General features: G+C 57.4%; 13 protein-coding genes. 4 read left to right on the top strand and 9 right to left on the bottom strand.

From position 1 onward, the window contains the following. Positions 1–170: 170 nt before the first annotated feature. Entirely contained in the window at positions 171–443 is a 273-nt protein-coding gene (locus tag CRO87_RS10545) for a hypothetical protein (protein WP_097162897.1), read from the top strand. A 93-nt stretch (positions 444–536) separates the two neighbouring features. Here the strand turns inward: CRO87_RS10545 and CRO87_RS10550 are convergent, their stop codons facing one another. From CRO87_RS10550 to CRO87_RS10570, 5 genes are all read right to left on the bottom strand, one after another. Next, entirely contained in the window at positions 537–1,016 is a 480-nt protein-coding gene (locus CRO87_RS10550) for a heme-binding protein (protein ID WP_097162898.1), read from the bottom strand. 93 nt (positions 1,017–1,109) lie between these two features. After that, complete coding sequence (locus CRO87_RS10555) at positions 1,110–1,715, bottom strand: response regulator transcription factor (protein WP_097162899.1); 606 nt, start codon at positions 1,713–1,715, stop codon at positions 1,110–1,112. Between the two features lie 5 nt (positions 1,716–1,720). Next, on the bottom strand, positions 1,721–3,025 hold the full coding sequence (locus tag CRO87_RS10560; protein WP_097162900.1) for a sensor histidine kinase: 1,305 nt from the start codon (positions 3,023–3,025) through the stop codon (positions 1,721–1,723). Positions 3,026–3,145: 120 nt separating this feature from the next. Next, positions 3,146–3,940, bottom strand: a complete 795-nt coding sequence (locus tag CRO87_RS10565) for a DUF2950 family protein (protein WP_097162901.1) — start codon at positions 3,938–3,940, stop codon at positions 3,146–3,148. Positions 3,941–3,949: 9 nt separating this feature from the next. Beyond that, positions 3,950–5,611 (bottom strand): DUF3300 domain-containing protein, encoded by a 1,662-nt coding sequence (locus tag CRO87_RS10570; RefSeq protein ID WP_097162902.1) that lies wholly within the window; start codon positions 5,609–5,611, stop codon positions 3,950–3,952. A 359-nt stretch (positions 5,612–5,970) separates the two neighbouring features. Here CRO87_RS10570 and acnB point away from each other — a divergent pair, with 359 nt between their 5' ends. Both acnB and yacL read left to right on the top strand, forming a co-directional pair. After that, positions 5,971–8,568, top strand: a complete 2,598-nt coding sequence (acnB, locus tag CRO87_RS10575) for a bifunctional aconitate hydratase 2/2-methylisocitrate dehydratase (protein WP_097162903.1) — start codon at positions 5,971–5,973, stop codon at positions 8,566–8,568. Between the two features lie 282 nt (positions 8,569–8,850). Then, positions 8,851–9,213, top strand: coding sequence for a protein YacL (yacL, locus tag CRO87_RS10580; protein ID WP_097162973.1), 363 nt, complete (start codon positions 8,851–8,853; stop codon positions 9,211–9,213). A 29-nt stretch (positions 9,214–9,242) separates the two neighbouring features. Here yacL and speD read toward each other — a convergent pair whose 3' ends face one another. The 3 genes from speD to CRO87_RS10595 all read right to left on the bottom strand — a co-directional run bounded on the left by speD (position 9,243) and on the right by CRO87_RS10595 (position 11,356). Further along, positions 9,243–10,037: an adenosylmethionine decarboxylase gene (gene speD / locus CRO87_RS10585; protein ID WP_097162904.1), complete on the bottom strand. Its 795-nt coding sequence runs from the start codon at positions 10,035–10,037 to the stop codon at positions 9,243–9,245. Further along, positions 10,024–10,911: a polyamine aminopropyltransferase gene (gene speE, locus CRO87_RS10590; RefSeq protein ID WP_097162905.1), complete on the bottom strand. Its 888-nt coding sequence runs from the start codon at positions 10,909–10,911 to the stop codon at positions 10,024–10,026. The genes speD and speE overlap by 14 nt, the downstream gene beginning before the upstream one ends. 97 nt (positions 10,912–11,008) lie before the next feature. Beyond that, positions 11,009–11,356, bottom strand: coding sequence for a YacC family pilotin-like protein (locus CRO87_RS10595; RefSeq protein ID WP_097162974.1), 348 nt, complete (start codon positions 11,354–11,356; stop codon positions 11,009–11,011). 145 nt (positions 11,357–11,501) lie between these two features. Between CRO87_RS10595 and cueO the strand changes: the two genes are divergently transcribed. Beyond that, positions 11,502–13,076: a multicopper oxidase CueO gene (gene cueO, locus CRO87_RS10600; RefSeq protein ID WP_097162906.1), complete on the top strand. Its 1,575-nt coding sequence runs from the start codon at positions 11,502–11,504 to the stop codon at positions 13,074–13,076. 88 nt (positions 13,077–13,164) lie between these two features. Here the strand turns inward: cueO and CRO87_RS10605 are convergent, their stop codons facing one another. Further along, complete coding sequence (locus tag CRO87_RS10605; RefSeq protein ID WP_097162907.1) at positions 13,165–15,555, bottom strand: glucose/quinate/shikimate family membrane-bound PQQ-dependent dehydrogenase; 2,391 nt, start codon at positions 15,553–15,555, stop codon at positions 13,165–13,167. Between the last annotated feature and the right edge of the window lie 8 nt (positions 15,556–15,563).

Raw genomic sequence — 15,563 nt, forward strand, 5'->3', positions numbered from 1 at the left:
GGCCTGCGGGCCGCTTTTTTTATGTCCGTGAGAGCCCCGGCGGGCAAGGCGAAGCGGTAACTTATTTATTTATAAACATTTCTGCGTAAACATCTGCGAACATCCGCTCATCATTTTGATAATAGTTTCCTACTAAACTAATAGCGTCAAAACGATAAGTGAGGTGCACCATGAAAACCCTTCTGACTACAGCAGTTCTCGCCACGACATTGATTTCAGGTTTCGCACTGGCTGACGACCCGGTGATCCCATGGGCGGATAACAGCGGCGGGACCGAAACAACCCACATCGCCGCAGTGGGGCAAAACCTGAACGGGCAGCATCAGCACATTACCCAAACCCAGGAAGGCGTCTGGGCAGCAAACTCAGGCAGTATCAAGGCGGATGAAGATGTGCTGACGCCTGCGCATCCCTCAGTAGGCGCACCGTCGCCGACCAATTGATATAAAAATGCCGGGTGGCGCTAACGCTTACCCGGCCTACGAATTTTGTCTCTTATGTAGGCCCGGCAAATGCAGTGCCGCCGGGCAACAGGCTTAAAGCTTCACGTTATCCAGCGCAGCCTGGGCGCAGGCCTCATCCAGATTACCGCCCGGCGCGCCGCCGATGCCAATTGCGCCGATCACTTCATTGCCATCCTTCACCGGCAAACCGCCCGCCAGCAACAGCAGGCCCGGAATATCCTTCAGGTTCTGCGCGCCCGCATTGCCTTGCGCGGCTTCCATCACTTTACCGCTGGCATTTTTCATGCTGAGTGCGGTGAAGGCTTTCATTTCGCTGGCTTTAACGGTGTGTGGCCCGGCGTTATCGGTACGCTGCACGGCCTTAACGACGCCTGCGCGGTCAACGACGGTGACGCTCACCTGGTAGTTTTTTGTGGTGCAGGCTTTGATCGCTTGCTGCGCCAGGGCGTTCGCCTGCTCCAGAGAGATATTTTTCTGGCTGATTGGAGCTGCCTGCGCAGCAGAGGTGGTGAAAGCGGCGATCAGTGCCGCAGAGAGAATGAGTTTTTTCATGCTGTGCTTCCTCCTGGTTGATAGCCGTGATGCTAACAAGGCCAGACAGGAAGCGTAATTCGCACGATTACGCAGCCGTCCTGGTAATTCTACTTAGTGCAGTTTGTCGTAATCGCGGGTGGCCTGCACCAGGCTGCTGACGCCAAGCTTGCTGAAAATCGCCGCGCGATGCGCCTCTACAGTGCGGGTGGAGAGATCCAGGCGTGTTGCGACCTCCTTGTTGCTGGCGCCAGTCATCAGTTCCCGCAGCACGTCTGTTTCCCTTGCGGTCAGTTGGGCGAAAAGCTGCTTAGCGTGAACGTTTTCCTGCCAGCGTTGGTGACGCAGTTCGCTTTCGGCAAAGGCAGCGTGAACGGTTTCGATAAGCCGATCGGCGTCCAGTGGCTTGGTGAAAAACTCAAACACACCATGGTGAAACGCCCGACGGCAGGCATCGATGGAGCCGTGTCCCGTCATCATCACCACCGGCAGCAACGAGTGCGATGCGCTGTTGTTTTCAAGCCAGCTGAGCCCGCTGCTGCCCGGCATTCTCATATCCAGCAGCAGGCAGCCGGTCAGCTGGTCTTCCGGGGCGTTCGCGGCCATAAAGGCGTCGATGGACGCAAAGTCTTTTACCGGCCAGTTCAGCGTGGAGAAGAGAAAAGTCAGCGATTCGCGAATGGATGCGTCGTCGTCGATGATGTAGATAATTTTGTCCATGCCGGTTATGCCTCTTTGATAAACCACAGGCGGATTTGCGCGCCGCCTTCCGGTGTGTTCGTCAGCATCACGCTGCCGCCCATGCGGGTCATCAGCGATTCACTGAGCGTCAGCCCCAGACCGAGCCCGCCTTTGCGCTCCGTGTAAAGTGGCATCAGCGCGAGCTTCAACGCCTCTGCGCTAAAGCCCGGCCCGCCGTCAGTGAGCGTGACGCAAACCCTTTCGCCCGAGGCCTCGCTGGTAATATGTACCCAGCCTTCACCCCGTGATGACTGAGCCTGAATCGCGTTGTTGAGTAAATTGTGTAGTACCTGTTCCAGCCACAGGCGGTCGGCCCGGACGTGAAGGGCCTGAAGCGAATGGGTAATGCGGATGCGCTCAGAGCCCGGCTCGCGCTCCAGTAAATTGCCAACGCGCTGCCAGCTGTGGGCCAGATTCACCGCAGTGAGGGTCACGTCTTCCTGGCTCAGATGCGCCCGAAAGCGGGTAAGCAGTTCACTTATGCGCTGGGTCTGCGTCAGGGCCGAGTGTATCGCGTGTCGGGCTTCTTCAGGTCTCCCGTTGTCGAGCTGGCGCATGCCACCCTGCAGCCACATTTGCGTGGCGGTCAGAGGTTGATTGATTTCATGCACCACGCCCGCCGCCATTTCACCCAGCGTGTTCAGCCGCGCGTGCTGATAATAATCGGCACGCTGGCGGTCTGTTCGCTGCTCTCTGCGTCCCCACAGCAGGAGTATCAGCAGGCTGACGATCGCTCCCCAACAGAGGACGATAAGCAGATGGGGCAGCCATGCGACGGCGAACCACTGCGGCGTGGCGCTGGCCTGAAGGGTGAAGGGCTGAAAGTGCTGCTGAAATTGCCGAGTCCACTGCCAGTGCTCCGGCCCGAGGGCGGATGGCGTGCTCATGCTGAGCCGCACGGCTGAAAAGTGCGGGGCAGACTGAAGGAAGGAGGCAAGGTTAATCCGCACACGAATCTGGCGGTAAGGGTTGTACAGCCAGTAGCTTGTCGGTGAGAGCTTTTCCACGCGCGGCGCATCGAGCGGGCGAGCGATGGTTGTCTCCAGGGCCTCAATTTGTGGGAACTTTTGCTGCAGCAGTGCGAGATTTTCACCGCCGCTGAGCACGGGAATGACCGATTCATTCTGAGTCAGTGCGGTATTGATGGTGCTGTAAAGCAGCCCAAAGGCGCGATCAAACTGCCAGTACTGGCGGCGAATCTGTTCGGCGTAGAGCAGGGCGCAGCACAGCAGGCTGAGGGCCAGCCAGGCCACCAGGCCACGCAGAAGAAACGCGCGATTTGTTGTCATCCTGAACTCACTCTTTCGCTGCCGATTGCGCGTCAGTATCACAGAGTAAGAGGACGCTCGCCAGCAGGAAAGGGGGGAGGGGAAAACGAAGGGGTTTACCCGCAGTAAACCCCTTTGCCGTTACTGACTGATTTCCTGCCAGGGTTTTTCCGGCGCAAAAGCTTTAACTTCTTTTGCTTTGTCCGCAGAGTGCAGGCCTGCATCCATCTGCCAGACCTTGTCGTTGTGATCGATCATAAAGCTCATGATCCCCGTTTCGCCGTACTTCACAGGCCAGGCAATCAGCGCGAAGCCCTGCGGGTCGGAATCCGGGATGATGCGAAAACGATAGCCGTGATAGCCGGCATCCGGCTCGACGGGGCTGTAGGCCGGGCCTAGCGGGCTCGGCTCATCACCCGCCTGCGTTGGCCAGTAGAGGCCATCTTTTTGCCCTTCGCTGCTCAGCAGTTTTTTCGCATAAACCTGGAATCGCTGGTGGTAATCCTCTTGCGCATCGACGTAGGCGTGCATCGCCTGAATGGCAGAAAGCTCATTACGGCCAATCTCGCGGGTCTGGATTTCTTCCTCGGCTCGCGCCATATCAAAATGCCAGCCTTCAGCGGTTTTCAGCATCGGGAGCGGCAGCTGCCACTCTTCTCGCCCCACGTTCAGATGGGCCATATCACCGCTCACCACGGTTTTGTGGCTCACTTTCCAGTCCCGCAGAAAACGGGCCACGGCTTGCGGATCGGCTTCCCGCTGGGGCAGATACTGACGCCAGTTTTCGCCCAGAAGGTCGTTCAGCGCCGTTTCATTCTGTGTTGCGACTGCGTCGGCCAGCGCGCTGGCGGCTTTGTCAGGATTGTCAAAATGCTGCTGCGCAAAGGCGGGCAGGGCAAACAGCGCGAGCCAGCCTGAAATCAGTAGTTTTTTCATCACGGCTCCTTAGCGATGACGCAGTTCGCGGTGTTGCGACGCATGCTGCTGGACGGCTGAACGCTGACTGTTGTTCAGGTGCGCGGTGTTACGGCTTTGCATTCCCCGCTGGCGCTGGGCCTCCCAGGACGGTGAACGACTGTCGTTCCCGCTGAAGGCGTTAGAGCGGAGGTTCTGCGCCTGCTGCTGGCGCTGCTGATGCTGCGCGGGCGTGACGGAGGCATGATGCTCTTTCACCTGTTCACGATGCTGTTGCTGCTGGGCCGTCGGGTTCTGCACATGGGATTTTGCCGTCTCCCGACGCTGCTGCTGTTGCGCCGTTGGATTCTGCAGTTTCTCTTTTGCCGCCGTGCGTTTTTCCGGCGTATCGTAACCCCGGTAGTTGCTGCGCTGAGTGATGTTATTGAGCTGCTGTGACGCGGCTTCACGCTGCACATTGCGGTTACCCGCTGCGGCTACACCGCCCGCTGTAAGGCCTTTCGCGGCCCCGTTGTGCGTGCTGTGCTGGAACTGATCCAGGGCTGCCTGGCGCTGGCTGGTCAGGTTGGCGGGTGCCGTTCGTTGTGTCGCACTCAGGCCGCCGGCCACGTTGGTCTGATGGAACTTCTGCGCGACGTTGTTGTTCGGATACGGCACGTTATTCCTGTATGTCGGATTATGCTGCCAGTTCGTGCCGTTGCCATCCAGATGCTGGTTAGGGAAGTGGTTATAGCGGTTAACATTAATATTGATATTGTTGTTTCCGCCTCCGTGATAGCCGCCGTGATCCCAGTCGTCATCGTGATGGTGGTAATCATCATGATCCCAGTCGATGCTGCTGAACAGCGCCCAGGTGGTCGCCACGCCCAGGCTGTAGCCAAAGCCGTTTACAAAGCTGTTGGTGAACTGCTGGCCCGGCGTCGGGGGCAGATAAACCGGCGGATAGGACGTGTTCGGCCAGGTGCCATAAACGGTATTTGGGTTGTAGGTAGGCACGTACACCACGTTCGGATCGGTGGACTCAATCTTGATGACTTGCGTGGTCGGCGCAGGTTCAACGACGGTAGTGGTGCTGCTCTTCGCCGTGGTGGTTGATGTTGCGCTTGCCGGTGGTGGCGTGACTTTGGTGGTGGTCACCTTTTGCTGCGGCGAGGATTTCAGCGTGCCGGTTTGCTGTGCGACGGCACGCAATTTTTGCACGGAATCCATCACGTCCTGCGGCTGGGCGAGGAACGCGTTGCCGAGATCCTGCACCCACTGCGGGTTTTCACCCATCAGGGAAAGCAGCGCCGGGAAGGCGACCAGCGATTTCACGCTCGGATCCCACGGCTGGTTTGCCACGGCCTGCACGGCGGCGTCGCCCTGCATGGTCGGGTTATCCTGCGACCACTGCACAGCCTGCAAAACGTTGCTCGGATAGGTTGATGCCATCAACACCTGCGAGAGCAGGTTGTCCGGGTAGAGCGCAACCGGGGCGACCCACTGATCGATTTGCGCGGCAGTATAAGTGGCGGCAACTGGCTGTGTGCTGGCAGGAGCGGCTGCGGGTGCAGGCGTGGCCGGTTGAGCGACGGGGGCAGGTGCTGGCGACGTCTCTGCCGCGTGGCTTTTCACATACAGCGTACCCGCAGCGGCTAGCAACCCGGCACTGCACAGCAGCGCGAGAATATGGGGCTTAAAAGGCAACGTCATGATTTTCTCCTGGCGCAAAGATTTGAGCCTGTTGCACAGAGTATTGCCGAAAATGGCAGCATTGACGGGAGTATAGGGAGACTTATTTTTCGTTTTTGACTTTAGTTGGGATCGGCAGGCCAGATGTGTATCCGGATAAGATTATTATGTCCAAAAATAATGTTTCAGGCGGCTTTATGCTGACCTTAACGATTCAGCAAAATTTTAATGTTGCTTTTTTGTAAACAGATTAACACCCCCCTGAAATCCTGCTATGCTGCCCGACGCGGTATCGGGCATGTACCCTACAAACTGCTGTCTCACAGGAGCGTGAAGAGAACGCCGGCCGCATATGACAATGAGAGCGAGGAGATACCGTCGTGCTAGAAGAATACCGTAAGCACGTAGCTGAGCGTGCCGCCGAGGGGATTGTTGCAAAACCTTTAGATGCAACCCAAATGGCCGGACTGGTTGAGCTGCTGAAAGCGCCGCCTGCGGGCGAAGAAGAATTCCTGTTAGACCTGTTAATCAATCGTGTACCACCGGGCGTAGACGAAGCCGCCTACGTGAAAGCCGGATTCCTTGCTGCTGTCGCCAAAGGCGAAGCAACCTCCCCACTTGTAACCCCTGAAAAAGCCATCGAACTGCTGGGCACCATGCAGGGCGGCTACAACATTCATCCGCTGATCGACGCGCTGGACAACGAAAAGCTGGCACCGATTGCCGCCAAAGCGCTGTCTCACACCCTGCTGATGTTCGACAACTTCTACGACGTGGAAGAGAAAGCCAAAGCGGGCAATGCCCACGCGAAGCAGGTGATGCAATCCTGGGCCGATGCCGAGTGGTTCCTGAGCCGTCCGGCGCTGGCGGAAAAAATGACCGTCACCGTTTTCAAAGTGACCGGTGAAACCAACACCGATGACCTCTCTCCGGCACCGGATGCATGGTCCCGCCCTGATATTCCACTGCACGCTCTGGCGATGCTGAAAAACGCCCGCGAAGGCATTGATCCGGATCAGCCAGGCGTTGTTGGCCCGATCAAACAGATCGAAGCACTGCAGAAAAAAGGCTTCCCTCTGGCTTACGTCGGCGACGTTGTCGGTACGGGTTCTTCGCGTAAATCCGCGACTAACTCCGTGCTGTGGTTCATGGGCGATGATATCCCGCACGTGCCGAACAAGCGCGGCGGCGGCCTGTGCCTCGGCGGCAAAATTGCACCTATCTTCTTCAACACCATGGAAGATGCGGGCGCGCTGCCGATTGAAGTGGACGTAAACGACCTGAACATGGGCGACGTGATCGACGTTTACCCGTTCAAGGGTGAAGTACGCAACCACGAAACCAACGAACTTCTGGCAAGCTTCGAGCTGAAAACCGACGTGCTGATCGACGAAGTGCGCGCCGGTGGCCGTATTCCGCTGATTATCGGCCGCGGTCTGACCACCAAAGCGCGTGAAGCGATGGGCCTGCCACACAGCGAAGTGTTCCGTCAGGCGAAAGACGTAGCTGAAAGCAACCGTGGCTACTCTCTGGCGCAGAAAATGGTTGGCCGCGCCTGCGGCGTGACCGGCATTCGTCCGGGCGCTTACTGTGAGCCGAAGATGACCTCCGTCGGTTCTCAGGACACCACCGGCCCGATGACCCGTGATGAGCTGAAAGACCTGGCGTGCCTGGGCTTCTCTTCTGACCTGGTGATGCAGTCCTTCTGCCACACTGCGGCCTATCCGAAGCCTGTTGACGTCACCACGCACCATACGCTGCCGGACTTCATCATGAACCGTGGCGGTGTGTCCCTGCGTCCGGGCGATGGCGTGATCCACTCCTGGCTGAACCGCATGCTGCTGCCGGACACCGTCGGTACCGGCGGTGACTCCCACACCCGTTTCCCGATCGGTATCTCCTTCCCGGCGGGCTCTGGCCTGGTGGCGTTTGCCGCCGCGACCGGCGTCATGCCGCTCGACATGCCGGAATCCGTGCTGGTGCGCTTCAAAGGGAAAATGCAGCCGGGCATCACCCTGCGCGACCTGGTTCACGCCATTCCGCTGTATGCCATCAAGCAGGGCCTGCTGACCGTTGAGAAGAAAGGTAAGAAGAACATCTTCTCTGGCCGCATTCTGGAAATTGAAGGTCTGCCGGATCTGAAAGTCGAGCAGGCGTTTGAGCTGACCGATGCGTCCGCCGAGCGTTCCGCCGCGGGCTGTACCATCAAGCTGAACCAGGCGCCGATCGAAGAGTATCTGAACTCCAACATCGTGCTGCTGAAGTGGATGATTGCCGAAGGCTACGGCGATCGCCGTACGCTGGAGCGCCGTATCCAGGGCATGGAAAAATGGCTGGCGGACCCGCAACTGCTCGAAGCTGACGCTGACGCGGAGTACGCGGCGGTGATCGACATCGATCTGGCGGATATCAAAGAGCCAATTCTCTGTGCGCCAAACGATCCGGACGACGCGCGTCTGCTGTCAGACGTGCAGGGCGACAAGATCGACGAAGTGTTTATCGGCTCCTGCATGACCAACATCGGTCACTTCCGTGCCGCAGGTAAACTGCTGGATACGCACAAAGGCCAGCTGCCAACGCGCCTGTGGGTGGCACCGCCTACCCGTATGGATGCAGCACAGCTGACTGAAGAAGGCTACTACAGCGTCTTTGGTAAGAGCGGCGCGCGTATCGAGATCCCGGGCTGCTCCCTGTGTATGGGTAACCAGGCGCGCGTGGCAGACGGTGCGACGGTGGTGTCCACCTCAACCCGTAACTTCCCGAACCGTCTCGGTACCGGGGCAAACGTCTACCTGGCCTCTGCGGAGCTGGCAGCCGTTGCGGCGCTGATTGGTAAGCTGCCAACGCCGGAAGAGTACCAGACGTTTGTGGCGCAGGTTGATAAGACCGCTGCAGACACCTACCGCTATCTGAACTTCGACCAGCTGACTCAGTACACCGAGAAAGCCGACGGCGTGATTTTCCAGACGGCTGTATAAACAGCAAAACGGCAACTTCGGTTGCCGTTTTTAGTGTTTGCACCCTCTCCCAAATGGAGAGGGAATGTTCAGCTCCCCTCTCCCCGTGGGAGAGGGGCTGGGGGAGAGGGCACCAGACCGTACTGTTCCCCGAATTGCCTGATGGCGCTGGCGCTTATCAGGCCTCCAAAACCCTACGTTTTCTGCGTGGGGTTTTTATTTTCCACTCCTGACACCCGTCCCGCTTTTTTTCTCCTCTCCACCTGCGATAATTACAGCAATGGCTTTGCAGAGGACAACACCATGGATTACGAATTTCTGCGCGACATCACCGGGGTGGTGAAAGTGCGTATGTCGATGGGCCACGAAGCGGTTGGGCATTGGTTTAACGAAGAAGTAAAAGAGAACCTTGCGCTGCTCGATGAAGTCGAAGCGGCGGCACAGACGGTAAAGGGAACCGAAAACTCATGGCAGAGTGCGGGTCACGAATACACGGTCTGGATGGACGGTGAAGAAGTGATGGTTCGTGCCAACCAGCTGGAATTTTCAGGCGATGAGATGGAAGAGGGTATGAGCTACTACGACGAAGAGAGCTTATCCATGTGTGGCGTGGAGGACTTTCTTCAGGTGGTCACGGCGTATCGCGCCTTTATGCAGCAGAAGTAACTCACGGGAGCTTCCCTGCTCCCAACAACCTATACGGCCGGAATATTGCGGCCGTAGTAAATCTCACGCATCTCTTTCCACAGCAGGTCGGTGATGGCTTTGCGTTCCGCTTCGCTCAAATCTTCCGGTCTGGTGTGGAACATGTAGTGCTTCAGGTCGAACTCTTTCAGCAACATCTTGGTATGGAAGATGTTTTCCTGATAGACGTTCACGTCCACCATGTCGTACAGCGCCTTCATATCCTCAGACATAAAGTTCTGGATGGAGTTAATTTCATGATCGATAAAGTGTTTCATGCCGTTCACGTCGCGGGTAAAGCCGCGTACACGATAGTCGACGGTCACAATATCGGACTCCAGTTGGTGAATAAGATAGTTCAGTGCGTTTAGCGGTGAAATCACGCCGCATGTCGAGACTTCGATATCGGCGCGGAAGGTGCAGAGCCCACCTTCCGGGTGGCTTTCCGGATAGGTATGCACGCAGATATGGCTTTTATCGAGGTGCGCCACCACCGCTTCCGGCAGCGGGCCAGGATGCTCGGTGGGGTCGATAAGTTTTGGGTCAACCGGCTCTTCACTCACCAGAATGGTGACGCTGGCGCCCTGTGGCTCATAATCCTGACGCGCGATGTTCAGGATGTTCGCGCCGATGATGGAGCAGGTTTCTGACAGGATCTCCGTCAGGCGGTTGGCGTTATAGAGTTCGTCGATATAGGCGATATAGCCATCGCGCTCTTCTGCCGTTTTCACATAGCAGATATCGTAAATACAAAAACTCAGGCTTTTGGTCAGGTTGTTAAAGCCATGCAGTTTAAGCTTTTTCAATTGGGTTCACCTCCCGGGTCGCGGCCAGGGCGTTTTGCAGGTATTGCGGGAGTGCAAAGGCCGCGGTGTGAATGGCCGGGTTGTAGTAGCGGCAGGTCAATCCGGCGTGGTGGAAGCGGGCCTGGATAATCTCCGTTGAGAGATGGCGCAGCGCTTCGTTGTCCGTCGCCCAGGCAAAGGTCATGATGCCGCCGTAGTAGGTCGGGATTGCTGCCTGATAGAAGCTCACGTCGGCAAAGTAGTGGCTGAGCTTGCGGTGGCTGTCGAGCGCTTCGTCCTGCTGAAGTAAGCACACGCCGTTCTGCGCCACGAAAATGCCGCCCGGAGTCAGGCAGCGCTTGCAGCCTTCGTAAAACGCCGAGGTGAACAGGCTTTCACCTGGGCCAATCGGATCGGTGCAGTCAGAGATGATCACGTCAAACGTTTGCGTCGTCTGGTTAACAAAATTGACGCCGTCGTCGATAACCAGGCTGAAGCGCGGGTCGTCATAGCTGCCCGCATTGTGGTTCGGCAGATACTGGCGGCAGAAGGAAACCACGCCCGCATCGATTTCCACCATGGTGATGGTTTCAATGTTTTTATGGCGGCTGACTTCACGCAGCATTGCACCATCACCGCCGCCAATAATCAGCACGTGTTTTGCGTGACCATGGGCCAGCAGGGGGACGTGAGTCATCATCTCGTGATAAATGAATTCGTCACGCTCGGTGGTCTGCACCACGCCGTCGAGCGCCATCACGCGGCCAAAGGCGGCGTTTTCAAAGATGATGAGATCCTGGTGATCCGTCTTTTCGTGATACAGCACATTTTCAACGGCAAAGTACTGACCAAACTGGTCGTGCAGCGTTTCATGCCACACTTTGTTATCGGTCATGGATTGCACCCTCCTTCGTTAACACCCCGTCAAAACAGGCGCAACATAATAGCTAACATTGACCGATGATGCACGGTCAATATTTCAGCAGGAGGTCTTACTTGACGTAGGCGAGCAGGCTCAGAGAGTCACGAGCCAGGGCTTTGCACTTTTTAGAGGTGGGGATACGAATGCCGCTCAGATCGCGATAGCTGTCTTCGCCGAGCGCTTTCATATTAAAGGTGTCGTAGTTGCTGAGATCCCACTGATTTTGCTGGGCAAAAAAGACCAGAGCGCGACGAATCTGCTGGTTCGGCAAATTCTGGTAACCACAGTCGTTTTTCAGAAAGACAAATACCGCCGTCAGATCGGCCATATCTTCGGCCTCGGATTCGTTCAGTGCGTAGCTGTTAGAGGAGAGAGCAAGCAGCGATCCAAGTACCACAGTTCTGAATAACGTCTTCATTTTAGTTACCAATGCATCCACGAAATTCAACGTTAGCACACTTCTGAAAGGTCCGCAGGGCTTTATTCAAGGGATTCTCCTTGACCTTCCGGTAAGGGAAAGGTTTAAGCTCAATTAATCACCAGTCGTCGAAAAGGGAGTGCAGATGCAACGTCGTGAATTTATCAAATTAGCCACCGCCGTGGGGGTTGCCAGCGCCTTACCGCTATGGAGTCGAAGCGTGCTGGCGGCCGAACGCCCGGCTTTACCCATTCCTAATTTACTTACCGCAGATGCCCGCAGCCGCATCGCATTGACGGTGCAAAGTGGCAAAACGCAGTTTGGCTCGCAAAATGCACTAACCTGGGGCTATAACGGCAATCTGCTTGGCCCGGCTTTGCAGCTGCAGCAGGGAAAAGCGGTCACCGTTGATATCCACAATCAGCTTTCTGAAGAGACAACCGTTCACTGGCACGGACTGGAGATCCCGGGCGACGTTGACGGCGGCCCGCAGGGCATTATCAAACCGGGCGCGACGCGCACCGTTACCTTTACCCCCACGCAGCAGGCCGCAACCTGCTGGTTCCATCCGCATCAGCACGGCAAAACCGGGCATCAGGTAGCGATGGGGCTGGCGGGGCTGGTATTAATTGAAGATCCGCAGATTCACAGCCTTCTGTTACCCAAGCAGTGGGGCATCGACGATGTGCCAGTGATCGTTCAGGACAAGCGTTTTAACGCTGATGGGGAAATCGACTATCAGCTGGATATTATGAGCGCTGCGGTGGGCTGGTTTGGCGACACGCTGCTGACCAACGGCGCAATTTACCCGCAGCACGCGGCACCCAAAGGCTGGCTGCGTCTGCGTTTGCTGAACGGGTGTAACGCCCGCTCGCTGAATCTGGCGGCCAGCGATAATCGCCCGCTGTACGTCATTGCCAGCGACGGCGGTTTGCTCGCCGAGCCTGTTAAGGTGACTGAGCTGCCGATGCTGATGGGTGAGCGCTTCGAGGTGCTGGTGGATACCAGCGATGGCAAAGCGTTCGACCTCGTCATGCTGCCGGTCAATCAGATGGGGATGGCAATCGCACCGTTCGATAAGGCTCACCCGGTGATGCGTATTCAGCCGCTGGCGATCCTGGGCTCCGCCGAACTGCCTGATTCACTGGCAAGCCTGCCTGCTCTGCCGTCGCTGGACGGACTGACGCAGCGCAAGTTCCAGCTCTCAATGGACCCGATGCTCGATATGATGGGCATGCAGGCGTTGATGAAAAAGTACGGCAAACAGGCGATGGGCGGCATGGACCACGGTCAGATGATGGGCCACGGCGACATGAAGATGGGCAATATGGATCACGGCAGCATGGGCCACATGAATCACGGTGGCAAAGGCTTTGATTTCCATAACGCCAATATGATCAACGGCAAAGCCTTCGATATGAATCAGCCGATGTTTGCCGCCCAACGCGGGCAGTTTGAGCGCTGGACGATTTCAGGCGAGGGCGACATGATGCTCCATCCGTTCCATATTCACGGCACGCAGTTCCGCATTCTGTCGGAGAATGGCAAACCTCCAGCGGCGCATCGCTCAGGCTGGAAGGATACGGTGAGAGTGGAAGGGGCGGTGAGTGAAGTGCTGGTGAAGTTCGATCATGAGGCGTCGAAAGAGCATATGTATATGGCGCACTGCCATCTGCTCGAGCATGAAGATACCGGAATGATGCTCGGGTTTACGGTGTAAAAAAAGCCGGGTGGCAGCTTTCGCTTTACCCGGCCTACGGATCGTTTTGTAGGCCCGGTAAGCGCCAGCGCGCCACCGGGCATTTCAGTTACTTAGCGTCGTCCGGCAAAGCGTAAGCCACAATATAGTCGCCCATCTTCGTGCCAAACGAGCCGTGACCGCCTGCGGAAATGACCACGTACTGCTTGCCATTCACCTCATAAGTCATCGGTGTTGCCTGGCCACCTGCTGGCAGACGACCTTCCCACAGCTTGTCGCCGTTGGTCATGTTGTAAGCGCGCAGATAGTTATCCGCGGTTGCCGCTACAAACAGCACGTTACCGGCGGTGGAGATCGGGCCACCCAGCATTGGCATCCCCAGATTGAACGGCAGCTTAAACGGCATCGGGAACGGCAGGCTGTCCTGCGGGGTACCGATACGTTTTTTCCAGGCGATCTGGTTGGTTTTCAGATCCAGCGCAGAGATATAACCCCAGCCCGGCTGCTTACACGGCAGGCCAAACGGTGACAGGAACGGATTCAGCGTCACGCCATATGGCACGCCGTACTGTGGCTGAATACCGGTTTCAGTCCCGGAGCCTTTCGCATCCTTCGGTGGTTCAATCGGGTTGCCCGGGCCACGCGGCATCAGGCGCGAAACGAACGGCAGAGCAATCGGGTTAGCAATCGCAACCTGACGATTCGGATCGACAGAAATGCCACCCCATTCGAACATCCCCAGGTTACCCGGGAACACCAGCGTGCCTTGCTCAGACGGCGGCGTGAAGATGCCTTCATAGCGCAGCTGATGGAACATCACGCGGCACACCAGCTGATCGAACATGGTGGCACCCCACATGTCCGCGCCGGTCAGGTCTTTCTTCGGACGGAAGCTCAGTTCAGAGAACGGCTGAGTCGGGCTCAGACGATCGCCTTTGGCTGGCCCTTGTGGCACAGGTTTTTCAGGCGCTGGCACCACGAGTTGGCCATTACGGCGATCCAGCACGAAGATGTTCCCGGTTTTGGCCGGGGCGTAGACTACCGGCACGGTTTTACCGTCAACGGTGATGTCCGCCAGCGTTGGCTGGGCAGGCTGGTCCATGTCCCACAGATCGTGGTGAACGCTCTGGTAGCTCCAGGCCAGTTTCCCGGTCGTCGCATTCAGCGCCACAATCGAGCTGGCATAGCGTTCCTGCTCTGGTGTGCGGTTGCCACCCCAGATGTCCGGCGTGGTGACGCCCATCGGCAGATAAACCAGATCCAGCTTCGCATCGTAGGCGGCAGGCGCCCAGGAGTTCGGCGAGTTCAGGCTGAATTTGTGTTCGTCGTTCGGGATGGCGTTTGGATCTTTTGCACCCGGATCGAAGGCCCACAGCAGCTTACCGGTGTTCACGTCGAAACCACGGATCACGCCGGACGCTTCACGCGTGGAGAAGTTGTCCGTTACGGAGCCCGCAATGACAATGGTTTTGTCGGTCACAATCGGCGGTGACGTCGGTTCGTACATTCCCGGCGTGGTCACTGGCTGATTGGTTTGCAGGTTCAGCACGCCCTTGTTGCCAAAGGTTTCGCACAGCTTGCCGGTGTCGGCATTCAGCGCGAACAGGCGACCGTCGTTCACCGGCAGCAGGATACGGCGCGGGCAGTCAGCCACCACGTCAGCCGGAGAGCTGTCCGCCTTGGCTTCATGGTAAGACACGCCGCGACAGGTCACGTGCTGGAAGAAGGTGTTGGTATTGAGCTGTGGATCGAAGTGCCATTTCTCTTTCCCGGTTGCGGCATCGAGCGCGAACAGACGCTGGTGCGCGGAGCAGAGATAGAGCATGTTGCCGACTTTAATCGGCGTTACTTCATTGGTGATTTCACCCGGATCGTTCGGCTGCTTGAGATCGCCGGTCTGGAAGACCCAGGCCTCTTTCAGCTGATGCACGTTATCGGCGTTGATCTGCTTGAGCGGCGACCAGCGCTGACCTTCCTGATTACGGCCATACGCCGGCCAGTCCTGATCGGCGACCTGAGAAATTGGTGCCGCTGGCGTCACTTCCGTGCTCAGCGTGCCGTTGATTTCCTGCGGGTCGTGGAAGCCTGCCCAGGTCAGAATGCCTGCGGTCACTAACAGCACCACCACCAGCGCGGCAACCGCCCCCGCGGAAGGCACAATCAGGCGACGCCAGACGAATGGCAGGATCAGCCAGATGCCGAAGAAGACCAGGATATCGCTGCGCGGCGTCAGCGCCCAGAAGTCAAAGCCAACTTCCCAGACGCCCCAGACCATGGTTACCAGCAGCACCAGCGCATACAGCCACAGTGCCGCGCGCTTACTGCGCCACAGCATTGCGGTGACGGCCAGCATCACCAGCCCGGCAATCGGGTAATACCATGAACCGCCCAGTGAGACGAGCCAGACCCCACCAATAAGAAGATACAGCCCGCAGAAGGCTGCGAACAGCGCCGTCAGCTTCACCAGAAGCCCGGGCTGTTGTGTTTTTGTTTCCGCCATAGAAAGCA

Source organism: Enterobacter sp. CC120223-11, from assembly GCF_900215375.1.
GTDB lineage: Bacteria > Pseudomonadota > Gammaproteobacteria > Enterobacterales > Enterobacteriaceae > Scandinavium.

Excerpts from the sequence above, each read along its gene's own strand:
- CRO87_RS10545 (WP_097162897.1), top strand. The coding sequence starts at position 171 with ATGAAAACCCTTCTGACTACAGCAGTTCTCGCCACGACATTGATTTCA.
- CRO87_RS10550 (WP_097162898.1), bottom strand. The coding sequence starts at position 1,016 with ATGAAAAAACTCATTCTCTCTGCGGCACTGATCGCCGCTTTCACCACC.
- CRO87_RS10555 (WP_097162899.1), bottom strand. The coding sequence starts at position 1,715 with ATGGACAAAATTATCTACATCATCGACGACGACGCATCCATTCGCGAA.
- CRO87_RS10560 (WP_097162900.1), bottom strand. The coding sequence starts at position 3,025 with ATGACAACAAATCGCGCGTTTCTTCTGCGTGGCCTGGTGGCCTGGCTG.
- CRO87_RS10565 (WP_097162901.1), bottom strand. The coding sequence starts at position 3,940 with ATGAAAAAACTACTGATTTCAGGCTGGCTCGCGCTGTTTGCCCTGCCC.
- CRO87_RS10570 (WP_097162902.1), bottom strand. The coding sequence starts at position 5,611 with ATGACGTTGCCTTTTAAGCCCCATATTCTCGCGCTGCTGTGCAGTGCC.
- yacL (WP_097162973.1), top strand. The coding sequence starts at position 8,851 with ATGGATTACGAATTTCTGCGCGACATCACCGGGGTGGTGAAAGTGCGT.
- speE (WP_097162905.1), bottom strand. The coding sequence starts at position 10,911 with ATGACCGATAACAAAGTGTGGCATGAAACGCTGCACGACCAGTTTGGT.
- CRO87_RS10595 (WP_097162974.1), bottom strand. The coding sequence starts at position 11,356 with ATGAAGACGTTATTCAGAACTGTGGTACTTGGATCGCTGCTTGCTCTC.
- cueO (WP_097162906.1), top strand. The coding sequence starts at position 11,502 with ATGCAACGTCGTGAATTTATCAAATTAGCCACCGCCGTGGGGGTTGCC.
- CRO87_RS10605 (WP_097162907.1), bottom strand. The coding sequence starts at position 15,555 with ATGGCGGAAACAAAAACACAACAGCCCGGGCTTCTGGTGAAGCTGACG.